Annotated in this window: 12 protein-coding genes; all 12 read right to left on the minus strand. The window is 49.9% G+C overall.

Going from position 1 to position 17358, the window contains the following annotated elements; translation table 11 throughout:
- Window positions 1-92 precede the first annotated feature (92 nt).
- The 12 genes from alaS to Q0E49_RS04215 all read right to left on the minus strand — a co-directional run bounded on the left by alaS (window position 93) and on the right by Q0E49_RS04215 (window position 17282).
- Window positions 93-2747, minus strand: a complete 2655-nt coding sequence (gene alaS, locus Q0E49_RS04160) for an alanine--tRNA ligase (protein WP_295746696.1) — start codon at window positions 2745-2747, stop codon at window positions 93-95.
- Between the two features lie 254 nt (window positions 2748-3001).
- Window positions 3002-4399: a DEAD/DEAH box helicase gene (locus tag Q0E49_RS04165; protein WP_295746697.1), complete on the minus strand. Its 1398-nt coding sequence runs from the start codon at window positions 4397-4399 to the stop codon at window positions 3002-3004.
- 10 nt (window positions 4400-4409) lie between these two features.
- The gene (locus tag Q0E49_RS04170) at window positions 4410-5360 is read right to left on the minus strand and encodes a bifunctional oligoribonuclease/PAP phosphatase NrnA (protein WP_295746698.1); all 951 of its coding nucleotides are present in this window, start codon (window positions 5358-5360) and stop codon (window positions 4410-4412) included.
- A gap of 117 nt (window positions 5361-5477) precedes the next feature.
- A complete protein-coding gene (gene yajC, locus Q0E49_RS04175; RefSeq protein WP_295746699.1) occupies window positions 5478-5882 on the minus strand; it encodes a preprotein translocase subunit YajC in 405 nt (134 codons plus the stop codon).
- Between the two features lie 105 nt (window positions 5883-5987).
- Complete coding sequence (gene ruvB / locus Q0E49_RS04180; protein WP_295746700.1) at window positions 5988-7013, minus strand: Holliday junction branch migration DNA helicase RuvB; 1026 nt, start codon at window positions 7011-7013, stop codon at window positions 5988-5990.
- A gap of 20 nt (window positions 7014-7033) precedes the next feature.
- On the minus strand, window positions 7034-7624 hold the full coding sequence (ruvA, locus tag Q0E49_RS04185) for a Holliday junction branch migration protein RuvA (RefSeq protein WP_295746701.1): 591 nt from the start codon (window positions 7622-7624) through the stop codon (window positions 7034-7036).
- Between the two features lie 181 nt (window positions 7625-7805).
- Window positions 7806-9785: a DNA mismatch repair endonuclease MutL gene (gene mutL / locus Q0E49_RS04190; RefSeq protein WP_295746702.1), complete on the minus strand. Its 1980-nt coding sequence runs from the start codon at window positions 9783-9785 to the stop codon at window positions 7806-7808.
- Window positions 9786-9796: 11 nt separating this feature from the next.
- Window positions 9797-12409, minus strand: a complete 2613-nt coding sequence (mutS, locus tag Q0E49_RS04195; RefSeq protein ID WP_295746716.1) for a DNA mismatch repair protein MutS — start codon at window positions 12407-12409, stop codon at window positions 9797-9799.
- Between the two features lie 94 nt (window positions 12410-12503).
- Window positions 12504-14063, minus strand: a complete 1560-nt coding sequence (gene rny / locus Q0E49_RS04200) for a ribonuclease Y (protein WP_295746703.1) — start codon at window positions 14061-14063, stop codon at window positions 12504-12506.
- A 166-nt stretch (window positions 14064-14229) separates the two neighbouring features.
- On the minus strand, window positions 14230-15300 hold the full coding sequence (gene recA / locus Q0E49_RS04205) for a recombinase RecA (RefSeq protein ID WP_295746704.1): 1071 nt from the start codon (window positions 15298-15300) through the stop codon (window positions 14230-14232).
- An 89-nt stretch (window positions 15301-15389) separates the two neighbouring features.
- Entirely contained in the window at window positions 15390-16634 is a 1245-nt protein-coding gene (locus Q0E49_RS04210) for a competence/damage-inducible protein A (protein ID WP_295746705.1), read from the minus strand.
- Window positions 16635-16718: 84 nt separating this feature from the next.
- A complete protein-coding gene (locus Q0E49_RS04215; protein WP_295746706.1) occupies window positions 16719-17282 on the minus strand; it encodes a phosphoribosyltransferase family protein in 564 nt (187 codons plus the stop codon).
- Window positions 17283-17358 lie beyond the last annotated feature (76 nt).

Genomic DNA, 17358 nt, shown 5'->3' on the forward strand with positions numbered 1-17358 from the left:
AAAGGAAAATGGATCTCAATGAAATCCGAAGATTTCATCGAGATCCATTTTTTATTAGGGACTTATGTCACAGCCCCCCTTTTGGTATCTCTTTACTTATTCAAAACGTCGGTGGCCTGCTTAATCGCCTGCGCAATACCAGCCGGGTTGGACCCACCAGCCTGGGCCAGCGTTGGTCGTCCGCCACCGCCACCGTTGATGGCTGGCGCCAGCTGCTTAATAATGTCACCGGCCTTTAAGCCGTTTTTGACCCCCTGGTCGCTAACGGCAACCAGCATGTTGGCCTTTTCACCATTTGGCGTTGCCAAAACCAGCACGTCAGACAAGTTCTTGTTACGCCATTCATCGGCTAACTTACGCAGTTGGCCCATCCCCGCAACCTTAACGGCAGCAGCAATCAACGTACCGGCAGCAGTCTGCTGGACGTTACCGAAGACATCGGCAGCCTGCTGAGCGGCCATCTTTGCCTCGAGGCTGTCTACCTTGTTGTTAGCTGCCTTGAGTTGTTCGCTCAACTCGCTAACCCGGTGTGGAACTTCCTTCAACTGGGCCACCTTGAGCTCGTTGGCAACGTTTTGCAAAAGGTCAACCCGCTCTTGCATGAACTGGTAGGCGTCGCTCGCAGTGACGGCTTCAATCCGCCGGATACCGGCACCAACCCCACCTTCTGAAACAATCTTAAACAAGCCTAATTCGTTAGTGTTTTTGACGTGGTCCCCACCGCAGAATTCGGTGTTGTAATCACCAATCTTGACGACCCGGACCCGGTCACCATATTTTTCAGAGAAGAGGGCAATCGCACCCATCTCCTTCGCAGAATCAATATCCGTTTCAACGGTCTCGACCGGAATTTCTTTCCAGATCTGCTCGTTGACCATTTGTTCGACGGCCTGCAGGTCCTTAGCGGTGACCTGACCAAAGTGGTTGAAGTCAAACCGCAAGTAGTGCTCTTCAACCAGGGAGCCAGCTTGCTGGGTGTGACCACCAAGGACATTACGCAATGCCTGGTCCAGCAGGTGAGTTGCCGTATGGTTCTTTTCAATTTTCAGGTGCCGTTGCCGGTCCACAACTAAGCGGTAGCGAGCATTAAGCTTGAGCGGTTCAGTCAGCTGCACCTCATGAAGGTTTTGCTGGTGCGGAGCATGTTGGACGTCGACAACCCGGCCAACTATCTTCCCGTAGTTATCGATAATGTTCCCGGTATCAGCAACTTGTCCACCCATTTCAGCATAAAACGGTGTCTGGTCAAAAATGACTTCCACGTGGGAATCTTCAGCTGGTTTGGCAAGCTCAACATGTTGGCCATCCTGAACCAGGCCGATTACCTTTGCCCCGTCGACTGCCAACTGGTGATAGCCGACGTACTTGCTTGGTTCAGTAAATTCGGTCCAAACATCCTTTTGAATCCCCATCCCGTTATCCATGTTCCGGGCATTACGGGCACGGTTTTGCTGTTCGGTCATGGCAGCGTCGAAGCCCTCTTCATCCACTGTCAGGCCCTCATCATTAGCGTATTCACGCGTTAGTTCAATTGGAAAACCGTAAGTATCATAAAGCTTGAAAGCTGTCCGCCCGTCAATTTGGTTAGTACCGTCGTCCTTGGCCTGAGCAATTACCTCGTTGAGCAAGTTTAACCCGCCGTTTAAGGTTGACGAGAAGCGCTCTTCTTCAGACTTGATGACTTTTTGGATGTAGTCCGCATTGTCAAGAACGTCCGGGTAGTAGGACTGCATAATCTTCCCAACAGTTGGGACCATCTTGTAGAGGAAATTGTCATTAATCCCGAGTTTCTTACCAGCAACAACTGCCCGCCGCAGCAACCGCCGAATCACGTAACCGCGACCCATGTTGGACGGAAGGGCTCCGTCACCGATGGCAAAGGTAATTGTCCGGATGTGGTCGGCGATAATCTTAAATTGAATATCGTCATCCTTATCCTGGTGGTACTTCTTAGTACTGTAACTTTCAGTCTGTTTAATCAGCGGTAAAAAGAGGTCTGTTTCAAAGTTAGTCGGGGCGTTTTCAAAAATTGATACGACCCGTTCCAGGCCCATCCCCGTATCAATGTTCTTGTGCGGCAGCGGTTCATAGGTATTTTCTGGCGTGTGGTTAAACTGCGAGAAAACAATGTTCCAGATTTCCAGGTAACGCTGATTTTCCCCACCCGGGTAAATTTCCGCGTCGTCGGCCGGAATATCGTTAAATTCCCGGCCGCGGTCGTAGTACATTTCGGTATCAGGACCCGACGGACCCTGACCAATATCCCAGAAGTTGTCCTTATCTTGAACAAGGTGGTCTTCAGCGACCCCGACTTGCCGCCACAGGTCGTGAGTTTCGGTATCCTTCGGGTAGTAAGTGATGTAAATCCGCTCGGGATCAAAGGCAAACCACTTGTCACCTGTCAGCAGTTCCCAGGCCCACGGAATGACCTCTTTTTTAAAGTAGTCACCAACCGAAAAGTTACCGAGCATTTCAAACATCGTGTGGTGACGAGCCGTTTTACCAACGTTCTCGATATCGTTAGTCCGGATACTCTTCTGCGAGGAAGTCATCCGGGGGTTATTCGGCACAACTTTGCCATCGAAGTACTTCTTCATTGTGGCGACACCAGAGTTAATCCACAGTAACGTCGGATCATTTACTGGCACTAGTGAAGCACTCGGCATAATTGTATGACCATGCTCCTTAAAAAATTCCAGGAACATTGCACGAACCTGGCTACTATCCAGGTGCTTTAATTCTTTCATAAGCTCTCCCTCCCGAGGAAAAGAAAAAGTCACCATTGCGATGCAGGGACGCCTAAGACGCGGTACCACTCTGCTTGCAACGATGACTTATCGTTAGCCTCTTTAGCGGTCAGTTGACCAATTAATTTTCTTGCCAATCTGGGGAGCACCATCTGCAGTTCATCGTTTTTTCCATCAACCAAAACGTTTCTGCAAATCGCCGCGAGATGACATATCCCAAACACCAGTAATTATAACCACCACACTTGCGAAAATCAATCCTGGTTTTCCTGTTGACGCCGTAATTCCCGTTCGCGCCGGTGTTTGCGCTGACGTTGACGACGAGCGTGCCGCTCTTCGTGTTGTTTTTGCTTCCGCCACTTGTATTCGCGGTCATCAGCAATGGCCTTGCGAATCCGCTTCTTGTAGCCCGGCTTGACCTTTTTCTTGGTCTTCTTCACAAAGCCAATCATCGTCGGGTCCAGTTTTTCCTGCTTACGTTGACGGTTATTGCGCCGGTTACGGTCATAACTATCGACAACCCGTCCCCGACTGATGGTCTTCGGGTGGAAGTGAATACCGCGCTTTTCCAGTTGTTCAATCAGCTGGTCTTCTGCTGGCTGGTAAAGGGTGATGGCCGTCCCATGCATCCCCTTGCGACCGGTACGACCTACCCGGTGAACAAAGTATTCCAAATCTTCGGGAAGGTCATCATTAATCACCAGCGAAACGCCATCAATATCAATTCCCCGGGCAGCGAGGTCAGTTGCCACGACGTACTGGTAGTCCAGGTGGCGGACTTGACGCATGACTCGCTTCCGTTGCCGCGGCTGCAGGCCACCATGAATCAAGGCGACGTCCAAGCCTTGTTCCTGTAAGTAACGGGCCAACTCATTTGCCCGTTCACGAGTGTTAGCAAAGACAAGTGCCAGGTATGGCTCACCCATCGTCAATAGCTGGTAAATCAGCTTGTTTCTGTCGCGTCCCTTGGTATTGATTAGCCAGTTATCAACGTCGGGGTTGATGACCGTTGCAACCGGTATTTTTTCAACGACCGGGTTAGCCATGTACTTCTTCAAAAATGGTTGCAGTTTCTCAGGAATCGTTGCTGAAAAGACCATCATCTGCAGGTCTTGTGGCAGGCGGACGGCAATTTGATCGACCGTTGGCAAAAAGCCCATATCAAGGGTCATATCGGCTTCATCAATGACTAGTTGACTGGCGGTGTGGATATCTAAAGCGCCCTGGTTCACCATATCCAAAATCCGCCCAGGAGTCCCAATAACCACCTGTGGCTGGGCTTTAGCTAGTTGCTCCAATTGTCGTTGCCGGTCAGCGCCACCGACGTAGTTATGAATCAAAAACCTCTCGGGGGCAAAATGATTAATTTGCTTGGCAGCACCATAGATCTGGTAGGCCAATTCGCGGCTGGGAGTGGCGATCACCACTTGCACCTTCTTATTGGCCGGGTCCAGTTGGTTAAAAATGGGCAAGAGAAAGGCGTGGGTCTTGCCACTCCCGGTTGCCGATTGACCAACTACCGACTGGCCGGCAAGAACTACCGGGATCACCCTTTGTTGAACCGGGGTTGGTTGATTAAAACCAAGATCAGCAATTGCCTGATTGATAAACGGTTGGAACTGAAATGCGGCAAACTGTTTTTCTGTCGTCATTTATTACTCCTTACTTCAGCTGCTGGCTAGCCAGGTTATCCAGCTCACTGATAATCTGCTTAGTTTCTGCTTCATTGGCCGCCTTCGCACCGCTGGCCATCGGGTGGCCACCGCCGTGATGATTTTTAGCCACGCCGTTAATCGCTGGTCCCTTCGAACGTAGGCGAACCCGGAAACGTCCGTCTTCCTGTTGAACAAAGATCACCCAGGCTACTACGTCGGTAATTTTTCCTGGCAGGGGAACCACTGCGGACGTTTCAGCTTCAGTCAGCTGCAACTGGTCGAGCGTTTTTTTGTCCAGGGTCACATAACCAATCCCGTGATCCGTAATGGCCAGATGTTGGTAAACGAAGGCGGATAACTTTGCTAGTGGCAACGTGATTGCGTCTTCTCGCCGGCAAATAGCCGCGGCATCGGCCCCGGCAGCCATGAGGGCCCCCGCCACCAGCATCGTCTGCGGTGTAGTGGCTGGGTACATGAAACGGCCAGTGTCACCCACAATTCCGGCAAATAGTGCATTTGCCGCCTGCTGCGGCAACTTTAACTGCTTGGCAAACCGCTGGTAGAAGCGGTAAATCATTTCCGAACAAGAGGACGCCTGGTCATCAACCCACGACACATCACCATAAGGTTCGTCATCCGGGTGGTGGTCAATTTTAATCAGCATGTCTCCCAGATTAAAACGGCGGTCATCAATCCGCGGCGCATTCGCCGTATCAGTCACAATCACCAGAGCGTCATCATATAGTGAAGTATCAATCTCGTCCATTTGCCCGATCCAATCGAACTCTGGAATATCCTTACCGACTACAAAGACTTCCTTGTACGGGAATGAAGACCGTAAAATTTCTGCCAACCCAACCTGCGACCCCACTGCATCCGGATCAGGGCGTTGGTGGCGGTGGATGATGATCCGGCTGTATTTTTTGATTGCATTCATTATTTCATTAAAATTTTCCATCATCTGCTCCTCCGTTCATTGATATTACTAGTATAACAACTTAACAAAAAGAGTGCCGCTTGAAACCACTACGGCTCCAGGGGCACTCTTTGGTCAGCCTAATGATGAACGGCCAGTCTAGTTCTGGGCCTCATCATTTTGTTCTTCTTTGTCTTGGTCATTTGCCGAAGCAGCCTTTTCTTCGCTGCTCTGTTTATCGTCACTCTTGGTGGACGCAGCTGGCTTTTCAGCCACGTGCTGTTCTTCAGCAGCGGACTGCGCAGTCACCCGCATAATAGCCCCTAAATCGAAGGTCAAGTAAATCCCATCACAATCCAGGGTGACAGTCCGCTTCGCTTCGTTTAAGTCGTAAACGACACCGTGAAGGCGGCCGATCGTCACTACGTGGTCACCCTTCTTCAGCTTGCTCATCATTGACTGGTGAGCCTTCCGTTGCTTTTGCTGTGGCCGAATCAGGAAAAAGTACATGAAAATAACCATCAGGACGATTAAGCCCAGGCTTGATAAAGTGTTGTTATTCAAAACGTGACATCCTCTCGAAATTAAAGATTGATCAATACTAACGAAGAATATTCTAACAGAAATCAAGCATTAAAGACAGTTATCTCGCTAATTTAATCTGCAGACTTACTGCTTATCCTCTGGTAATGGTAAGTGGAGGTGATCATAAGCGGCCTTCGTTACTACCCGGCCCCGCGGGGTCCGGCTCAGGTAGCCAATCTGCAATAGGTAGGGCTCGTACATTTCTTCGATCGTGTTGGTCTCTTCACCAATGTTCGCGGCAATGGTCTTGAGTCCTACTGGCCCACCATGATAGTAGTTAATCATTGTTGTTAACATCTTCCGGTCAGTCCCGTCCAAACCCCGAGAGTCAACCCGCAACAACTTCAAAGCCTGCTTAACGCTTGCCGTATCGATTGTTGGCTTTCCCGCAACCTGAGCAAAATCACGAACCCGCTTCAGCAAGCGATTCGCAATCCGGGGTGTCCCACGTGACCGCAATGCTAATTCGTGGGCGCCGTCTTCATCAATCGTTGTTTTGAAAATCCTTGCTGAGCGAAAGACAATCTGCTGCAATTCTGTTTCCGTGTAATAATTCATGTGCATGACAATTCCAAACCGGTCACGCAACGGGGCAGATAAAATGCCGGCACGGGTCGTCGCACCAATCAGGGTAAATGGTGGTAGTGGGAAGTGAATCGGGTGGGCAGTTGGTCCTTCGCCAACAACGATGTCGATATAGTAATCTTCCATTGCCGAATACAGCATTTCCTCGACAACCTTCGGCAAACGGTGAATTTCATCGATGAACAGGACATCCCCTGGTTGAAGTTCATTTAGCAGGGCCACTAGGTCCCCCGTCTTTTCAATTGCCGGTCCGCTCGTCGTTTTAATATTCACCCCCATTTCGTGGGCAATGACCATCGCCAGGGTCGTCTTCCCTAATCCTGGTGGGCCATAGAGCAACACATGGTCAAGTGCCTCTTCCCGTTCACGTGCCGCTTTAATATAAATCTGCAACTCGTGTTTGAGCTGGTCTTGACCGATGTATTCTGCTAGTGTTTGCGGCCGCAGTTGGGGCTCAAGCTGCTCTTCTTGCGTGTCTTCCGTCTTCCCTGACAGAAGCTGGTGCTGCTGATTTTTTTCTGCCATCTGCGTCCTCCTTCATAATCCTAGTTAAGCAAGTGCAGGCCTTCCCGTAGGTACTCGTCGGTGGTCCGCCCTGGTTTCTTGGCCAGTTGTTTTTTCATTTTGCTAACTACTCGTTCCTGGTAGCCAAGTGCCCTTAGCGCCGCCAGTGCATCGAGAAGTGCCGGTTCATCCTGGTGGTCAGTGACTTCGTCCACCTGATCCGTCAGCGAAAGTTGCTGTATCTTTCCCTGCAAGTCCAGGATAATCTGACCAGCTGTCTTCTTACCAATTCCGGGGAACTTAGTCAAATACGAGACATCATTGTTGGCAATGGCATCAATCAATCCCTGGTGATCAGGACTAGCTAAAATGGCCAGGGCACTCTTCGGTCCAATTCCCGAAACAGCTAGCAGTTGCAAAAAGAGTTGCTTTTCTTCTTCGTCCACTAACCCATAAAGTGAGATGTCGCTATCGCTGACTGACTGGTAAATGTAAACCGTAACGGGGTGTTGCCGGTCTACTTGGTAATGGTAAGGGTTCGGACAGTGAACTTGATAACCGACTCCCTGAACGTCAATAACAATGTAGGTCGGCTTCACCGCGGTAATCAAACCGGTCAAATATTCATACATATTTTCACTACTTCCTCGTTTAAGCTATTCATTAGTTTAACACAAAACACTTGTTCCCCACCACCAAACAATTAAGGAAGCAACAATTAAGCCCCTAGCGTTCGGTTTTAGCAGAACGTTAGGAGCTATTGTTATCTTTAGCATTAGTCAGGCAGCTTATGTCGCATCCACTGGCCGACTGTTAATTATCACCGTGCTCATCAAACTCATCAGCATACGGAACATGTGAATCTTGAATTCGCTTAAACATTTTTTCAAGATCCGTCTCCGTAAAGTGAATGGTTACTGGCCGACCGTGAGGACAGTTAAACGGGTTTTGGCATTGTCGCAAGTGAGCCAAGAGCGCGCGCGCCTGCTGCTCATCCAAGTGGTGGTTTGCCTTAATCGCCCGTTTGCAACTCATCATCGCTGCCGTCTTAAGACGAAACTGCTCCAAATTCAACTTTTCACCCCGCAGCACCCAGGAAATCATCTCCCGTGCCGTTGCTTCTTCCTGTCCTTCAACAAACCACGTGGGGTGGGCAGCCAGCATAAAACTATTTTGGCCAAACTGCTCTAGTTGTAACCCTACCTGGTGAAGAAGTGGTAACCGATCAATAATTTTTAAAGCCGCTGCCGTCGGGTAAGTGAGCACCAATGGTGTTAGGAAAGTTTGCTGGTCAGCACTAACGTCCGCAATTTCTTTTCGATAACGCTCGAAATTAATCCGTTCCTGGGCAGCGTGCTGGTCGACAATGTATAGGCCATCGGAAGCTTGAGCTAGCAAAAAGGTTCCGTGCAACTGGCCAATGTATTCTAGCTGCGGAAAACGGTCAGCAGCTTGGTCGCCCTGGTCACTAATCCCCAACGACTGCTGTTCAGTTTTGACCGGTGGGCCTGGCGTGACCACTTGCTGGTGAGCTTCCTCATCGCCAAAGATTCCCGGCAATTCCTCATGCTGGTAGCGTTGGTCAAATGCTTGAACATCATCATTATCCAGGTCTTGTTGCTGGTGAATTACCACTGGATGATCAACGAAGCTATCCGTTGCATCAGCATCGGCCGGGTTAGTGGCTAGCAGCTGGTGATGAATGGGTGCTGCTGGCGTGGGATTAAATTGTGGCTGTTGTTCACTCACCTTGGTCTCGTCTTTTGATAGCAAGTTAGCGGCTTCATCACCCACATCAGGAACCAAGTTGGCCTGGCTAAGGGCACGATTAACACCCGCTTCAATCAGCGCTGTGAGTTGGTCTTCCTTGCTGAGCCGTACTTCCCGCTTTGCCGGATGGACATTCACGTCCACCAGCCGGGGGTCAAGGTCAACATTAATCACCGCTACCGGGTAACGGCCCACCATCAACTTGGAACGGTAACCAGCAGTGACCGCCTTTGTCAGCGCAAAGTTGCGGACATAGCGGTGGTTAATAGTCAGGGTAATATACTGACGACTTGCCCGGGTTAAATCCGGTAGCGAAAGATAGCCACTCACTTGAAAATCATCGTCAGCCGCCCTGAGGGGGATCATCTGTCTGCCGACCTTCACCCCGTAAATGGCCGCAATTACTTGGGGGAGGTTGCCATTACCGGCCGAGCGAAACAGTTCTCTTTGGTCATGCGTAAAGCTAATGGCCACTTCAGGATGTGCCAGGGCTAAGCGGTTAACAATGTCGACAATCCGACTCAGCTCCGTATGCGGGGTCTTCAGGTATTTTAGCCGGGCAGGAGTATTGTAGAACAAGTCGCGAACAGTAATATCTGTTCCCCGACGAGCACCAGCAGCCCTCTTGCTAAGCTCTTGTCCGCCACGTAAATGATAGTCAACACCCGGCTGGTGTTCGACCGCGGTGACCATCTCAACATCGGCAACGGAGGCAATACTCGGCAATGCCTCACCACGAAAACCCATTGTGGCCACGGCAAACAGGTCCCGCCGCGAGCTAATTTTGGAAGTAGCGTGACGCAAAAACGCTCGGGGAACATCATCTGCTGCAATACCAACGCCGTTGTCAATTACCCGGATACTCTTTAAGCCGGCGTTGGCCGCAATCACGTCAATTCGTGTGCTCCGCGCATCAAGTGAATTTTCCACCAATTCTTTGACGATTGATGCCGGCCGTTCAATCACTTCGCCGGCGGAAATCTGATCAGCTAAGACCGGGTTTAACTGGTGAATAATTCCCATCGTTAATCACCTCACTTTAGCTGTTGCTGCCACTGGTAAATTTTGTTCATGACGTCCATTGGCGTCATTGACATCAAGTTGAGGTCCCGCAATTGGTTAAGGATTTGCTGGTCAGGCCCCGCCACCTTTTTCGTGGGCGCTGGTTTGAACAACTCCAGCTGCCCATTTTCTTCAGCAGCTAATGATGATGACTCACTTGCTGGTTGGGCCTCTTCGTTAGTCGGTTCCGCCGCTGCAGCTGCTCCACTCGCAACGATTGCGGAATCCGTCGTCCCCCGCTGTTCCAACTGGTTTAAGATGGCCGTCGCCCGCTTTAACAGGTCCTCAGGCATCCCCGCTAATTTAGCAACGTGAATCCCGTAGGACTTGTCAGCGGGACCGTCTTGAATCTGGTGCAAAAAGACCAGTTCGCCATTTTCCTCGGTAGCACCAACATGGATATTTTTCAGCCGGGGAAGAGTTTGGTCTAAGGCGGTTAACTCATGGTAGTGGGTGGAGAACAACGTCTTAGCATGAACCCGGTGATGAACGTACTCAATGATCGCTTGTGCCAGGGCCATCCCGTCATAGGTTGCCGTTCCCCGGCCAATTTCGTCAAACAAAATTAATGAGTTCGCCGTGGCGTGTTTGAGGGCGTGGTTGGCCTCCATCATTTCCACCATAAAGGTACTCTCACCGGAAATGAGGTCGTCAGCGGCACCAATGCGGGTAAAAATCTGGTCAAAAATGGGTAAAGTTGCCCGCGTTGCCGGGACAAAGCAGCCCATCTGGGCCATCACGACAGTTAAGGCAATTTGCCGCATATAGGTACTCTTCCCCGACATGTTCGGCCCAGTAATCAGCAAAATCTCCGTTTGCTGGTCCATCTTCACATCGTTAGGAACGTATTCCTGGTGACCAAGAACCTTTTCAACCACCGGGTGACGGCCATCTACGACGTCAATGTTGCGTTCCTTCGTAAAGGTTGGCCGCACAAAGTGGTAGTTCTCACTGACCACCGCAAAGCTTTGTAAGACGTCTAACTCGGAAACTGCCTTTGCCAATTTTTGGAGGCGGGGAATTTGCCGTTTAATCTGGTCACGGACCTTAACAAACAAGTCGTATTCTAAGGCAACGGACTTTTCCTGAGCTCCCAAAATCAGTGATTCCTTTTCCTTCAGTTCCGGAGTGGCAAAGCGTTCCGAATTAACTAGCGTTTGCTTGCGTTCGTAGCGGTCTGCTGGCAGCTTTGCCAGGTTGGCCTTGGTAACTTCGATGTAGTAACCAAAAACATGGTTGTACCCGATTTTCAGATTACTAATCCCGGTCGCCTGTCGTTCCTTGGCCTGTAAGTCGGCAATCCATTGCTTCCCATTAGCCATTGCATCACGGTACTGGTCCAGTTGATCATTATAGCCATCCTTGATCACGCCGCCTTCCGTCACGGCAATTGGCGGTTCATCCTTGATGGCTGTGTCAATCACCCGGGTAATATCTTCTAGCGGGTCGAGCTGCTGGTTGAGGTCATCAAACGCTGGTGAATCAAGGGTTTCCAGGACATACTTAATCTTGGGAATTTGTTGCAGTGATGTTTTCAACTGAATCAAATCACGGCCATTAACGCTCCCGTAAGCAATTCGTCCTGCCAGTCGTTCCAGGTCATACACTTCAGTTAACTCGTCCTGGAGATTATTCCGTTCAAAATAATGGTCGAGTAACTCTGCGACCTTATCCTGACGACGATTAATCTGGTCAACATTCATCAAGGGGCGATCCAGCCACCGTTTTAGCAAGCGACTCCCCATGGCCGTTTTCGTTTCATCCAATAACCAGGCCAGCGTTCCCCGGCGCTTGCCACTGCGCATATTAGTAATGAGTTCGAGGTTCGTTTTCGAATAATGGTCAAGCTTCAGGTAAGCACTCGGCCGGTAAGCCACTGCCTGCTGCAGGTGGTCCAGTGACCGCTTTTGCGTGGTGAGAAGGTAGCTGATTAAGAGCTCGACAACGTATTGCTGGTGCTCGTCAGGAATTAGTTGAACCAGGTGGCTCATCTCATGGTATTCATCCACCTTGGACTGGTGTGAAATCATCACGTTCAACCTGGTCAACTGCGTCTGCACCTTTTGTGCGAGTGAATCATCAGCTACTACTTCGCGGCTCTGCAGGTTAATTAATTCATCCATCACGCTTGCCTGATCGTCAACCGTCGTTACCTTAATTTCACCCGTTGACAGGTCAGTATAGGCCAGGTCAAAGTGATCACCACGTTGAACAACTGCCGCTAAGTAATTATTATTTTTCGCCGCATCGCCAGTGAGGTCCATCTGTGTCCCTGGAGTGACCAGGCGGGTGACCGCCCGTTTAACCATCCCTTTGGCCAGTTTAGGATCTTCAATCTGGTCACAGATAGCCACCTTGTAGCCCTTATCGATTAAGATATCAATATAATTTTCCACCGCCTTATGCGGGACCCCGCACATTGGCGTCGGGTGGGCCACCGCCTTGCTGCGGTGCGTCAAAGTCAGTTCCAGCAGTTGTGAGCCCTTAATGGCATCATCATTAAAGAGCTCATAGAAGTCCCCAATCCGGTAAAACAAGAATGCGTCCGGATATTGATCCTTAATTCGCTGATACTGTTTCATCATCGGTGTCAGTTTTGCCAAAAATCTCTCTCCCATCTAAAAAGCATAAAAAGGGTCGTGATGAGTGATCACGATCCCCTTTTCAGAAAGTCTCCCGCTACTTTGCATAGTCAGTGGCCCGCACTTCACGGATAACCGTGACCTTAATATGGCCAGGATACTCAAGTTGTTGTTCAATTTCTTGCTTAATGTCATGCGACAAGGCAACCGCCTGCAGGTCAGAAACCTTCTTTGGCTTAACTATGACCCGTACTTCACGTCCGGCCTGGATAGCATAACTGTGGTCAACCCCGTTGTGGCGGTTGGCAATTTCTTCCAACTTCTTCAGTCGCTGAATGTATTGTTCTAGTGACTCACTCCGTGCGCCTGGCCGGGCCCCAGAAATGGCATCCGCAGCTTGAACAAGGACGGCAATCACCGACTTAGCTGATTCGTCACCATGGTGCGACGCAATCGTGTTGATGACAATCGGGTCTTCCTTGTATTTCCGCGTTAACTCAACACCGAGTTCTACGTGGGAACCATCGACTTCATGATCAATTGCCTTGCCAATATCGTGCAGCAAGCCTGCACGTTTAGCCATCGTCACATCTTCACCAAGTTCGGCGGCCATAATTCCCGCCAGCTTAGCCACTTCAATCGAGTGGGTCAGCACATTTTGCCCGTAAGAGGTCCGATACTTCATCCGCCCGACAGTCTTAATCAGGTCCGGGTGCATTGAATGCAATCCCAGATCAAAGATCGCTTCTTCACCGACTTCACGGAGTTTAGCGTCCATTTCGTCACGCGCTTTTTCAACGGCGTCTTCAATCCGCGCCGGGTGAATCCGCCCGTCAGCAATTAGTTTCTCAAGGGCCATCTTAGCGATTTCGCGACGAACAGGGTCAAAGCCGGATAACACAACCGCTTGTGGTGTATCGTCAATAATCAGGTCAATCCCAGTTAAGGTTTCAAGGGTTCTGATATTTCGCCCTTCCCGGCCAATAATCCGCCCCTTCATTTCTTCATTCGGTAAGTTTACAACCGAGACGGTTGCTTCAGTTACCGTATCAGCAGCTGAGCGCTGAATAGCCTGGACGATCAGGCTCTTGGCCTTACGATTAGCAGTCAGCTGAGCTTCTTGCTCGCTATCCCGAATCATTACCGCCCGTTCGCTCGTCAGCTGGTCTTTCAGTTGGTTGAACAAGATATCCTTTGCTTGTTGCTGGGTCAACTTGGCAACCTTTTGTAATTCCTCAGCCCGCTGCTGAACTAACTCATCAGCCTTCTTTTGGGACGATCGTAATTTTTCTTCCCGCCGGTCTAAGCGGTGTTCACGGTCTGAGACCGCATTTTCACGGTTTTCAAGGGAACTATCCTTGCGATCAAGAGATGTTTCACGCTGCAGCAGTCGCTCTTCTTGCTTCTGCACTTCATCACGACGACTCTTTAGTTCGCTTTCTACCTGGTCACGATACTGGTGAGCTTCATCTTTTGCTTCCACAATCGCTTCTTTTTTGGCAGCAGCGGCATCTCTTTTCGCTTGGCTAATGATTCCCTCGGCACTATTTTGTGCATTCTCAATGTTGTGCTTGTGCACGACATTGAAAATGACATAGCCACCAACAACGCCGATAATCAACGCCGCAATGGCCACAAGGATGCCGACAGAATTCATTATGACACCTCCATTATTACTGTTTTTTTAATCAATTATTACTAAATTGGCGATTTTACTTTTAAAACCACACTGGTTAATTTTAAGCGTGTCTTCGTGGAGTGTCAATTAGCAAAGGTTAGCTGAAAAAGAAAAAACGATTGCCAACGGCAATCGTTTGGTCAGACTATTTATTTTGGGATGCTTCTTCCAGCGTTTCCTGCTGTGGATCACCAGTACCCTTCTTTTCACCATCGGTACTTGGTGCTGGCTGCATCCCATACGCCACCCGAACCTTATTAAGCAATTCGTTATATGACTCAGGATGATCGGCCAGCCACTTCTTCGCGTTTTCACGTCCCTGACCAATTCGTTCCTTCCCATATGAATACCATGCACCAGACTTCTTTACCATGTCCTTTTCAACGGCCATGTCCAATAACTCACCCGTCTTGGAAATGCCTTTGCCATACATGATATCAACTTCAGCGCGTTTAAAAGGCGGCGCAACCTTGTTCTTCACAACCTTAATTTTTGCCCGGTTACCAATTACGTTGGAACCATTCTTCAATTGTTCACCACGGCGGATTTCCAACCGAATTGTGGAATAAAACTTCAGTGCCCGACCACCAGGGGTTGTTTCAGGGTTACCAAACATTACCCCAACCTTTTCACGGATCTGGTTAATGAAGACGGCAATCGTCTTGGTCTTATTAATTTCACCGGAGAGTTTCCGCAATGCCTGCGACATTAGCCGCGCCTGGAGACCGACATGGGTATCGCCCATTTCACCATCAATTTCCGCCTGCGGAACCAAAGCAGCAACGGAATCAATAACGACAATATCAATCGCGCCTGAAGCAATCAACGCGTCCGCAATTTCTAAGCCCTCTTCACCAGTATCTGGCTGTGATAAGAGGAGGTCGTCAATGTTAACCCCCAAGGCTTGCGCATACTGCGGATCAAGGGCATTTTCGGCATCAATGTAAGCAGCAGTACCACCCCCGCGTTGGACTTCAGCAACCGCGTGTAATGCCACCGTTGTCTTCCCGGAACTTTCCGGTCCATACATTTCAATAATTCGCCCACGCGGGTAACCACCAACTCCCAATGCTTCATCAATTGCTAATGAACCGCTCGAAACGGTGGCAATCCGCGTATCAGCTGCGTCACCCATTCGCATAATTGAGCCCTTACCAAAATTCTTTTCAATTTTCCGTAGGGCAGCATCAAGGGCCGCTTTTCGTTGATCAGCCAACTTGTTTCCTCCTTTGTGTGACACTTTCTTCTTAAATAATCATATCAGTTCTTGCCTAAATTACAAGCAAATTGCGAACAATTGTTCGTTTATTTTTGCAGGTGCTGGTACAACATCATTAGTGCTGCCTGGGCACTCTTCAACCTGATCGCTTGCCGGCCACTATGTGCTGGCAGGTGAAGGCACTGCGTCTTCGTCGGTTCTCCCTGGGCTGATAACCCCAGCCACACGGTTCCAGCAGGTTGACCATCTAATTCATCCGGACCAGCGACCCCGGTCAGTCCCAACCCAAAGTCAACACCAACTTTCTGACGACAGCCGTCTGCCATGGCCCCGGCAGTTTCTGAACTTACAACCCCGTATTTGTCGATGACTGCCTTTTGAATTCCCAGCATCGTCGCTTTTTGGACCGGAGAATAAGTAACAAAACCACCATCAAAAACGGTCGAAGCTCCCGGAACCGAGCACAACAGACTCTGAAGCAGTCCCCCAGTAAGGCTTTCAGCTGCTGTCACGTGCAAGTGCTGTTCTTTCAGCAGCCTGACTACCTCACCAACCAGCGTAATTCGACCATCACCAAAATACCCCTGTGGTTGCGCCGCTAAGACAACCTGGCGGGCAGCCTGCAACTGGCGATCAGCATCATCCTGACTAGCAGCCGCTGTCGTTAACCGTACCTGGATTTCTCCTGGTTGGACATAGGAGGTCGCCACCACGGCCGAATTATCCTCAAGGGCGCCATTAATTGTGGTCATCAATTGTGATTCAGGGACACCCACGTAGTGCATGGTCAAGTCAGCTACCAGTCGCTGGTCCGGCAAGAGTTGCTGAAGCCGTGGCAACACTTCCTGGTCCACCATTGCCTGAAATTCACGTGGCGGTCCTGGCAAGACAACAACCGTTTTCGCGCCCTGCTGCCACCAGCTCCCGACGGCTAAACCAACAGGGTTAGTCAGCGGTTGCCCCCCAGCAAGAAAACAGGATTGGACAATGTTGCTTTTCACAATTTCCTGGTGACTGTTTGCAAATGCCTGTTTAATCCAGCGCCAATGTCGTTCGTCAATTACCAGGTGGGTTCCCAGCGCCGCTGCGGTCGCTGCCAGGGTATTATCGTCTGCCGTGGGCCCCAGTCCACCACAAACAAAAATTGTCTTCACCCGCGATAGTGCATTTCTAACGGCAACGCTAATGTGCTGTGGATCGTCAGCCGTCGTCGTTTGCCAACGGGCAACAATCCCCTGTCGTCGTAGTCGATCTGCCAAAAAACGGGCGTTAGTATTATCAATTTCTCCTAAAACAATTTCCTGACCAACGGTAATGATCTCTGCATCCATTAGTGACCCCCCTAATTTAGATATACGCGAAAAAAATCCCCAAACGACTATTAAAAATAAAAAAGCGGTCAAAACCGCCTCATCTTATTCCTTCGGTGTCCCATCGTTATTAAACAATGGCAAGTGCGCCAAGTAGGTAATGTCTTGGCGGACCACAGTCGGTCCTTCAGCAATAACTGCCAACCTCGCTACCACCGTCGCGCCTGCACGTTTCAACGCTAACTCGCTGGCCGCCATGGTACTGCCCGTGTTAATCACGTCATCAACGAGCATAATCCTCTTACCACAGACTCGCTGCGCGTCTCGCCCATCCAAGACCAGTTCCCGACCACTCGTAATGATAGAACTCACTGGTACTGACAACGGGTTTGTCATGTAGCTTTTGACTTCCTTGCGAATGACAATTGAGCGAGAACGGTCTGCTAAAAGACTCAAGTCGTGCGCTAGTGGGACCCCATTGCTTTCTACCGTCGCAATGTAGTCAAAACTGTGTAAGTCAATTTTTTTGGCGAACATCCGCGCCGCCGTCCGTGTCATTTGATCGTCGCCCAGTAGCATAAAATTGGCAATCATGGTGTCTTCGTTAAGTTTGACTAACGGAAGTTGTCGAGTTAACGCACCAACTTTTAACGTATAAAACTTTTTCACTCTTGGGACACCCTTCCTCAATAGCAAGACGCCAACACTATATCTTTTTTATTATGAACAAAAAACCCGGGAAATG

The organism is uncultured Limosilactobacillus sp., assembly GCF_934202235.1.
GTDB lineage: Bacteria > Bacillota > Bacilli > Lactobacillales > Lactobacillaceae > Limosilactobacillus.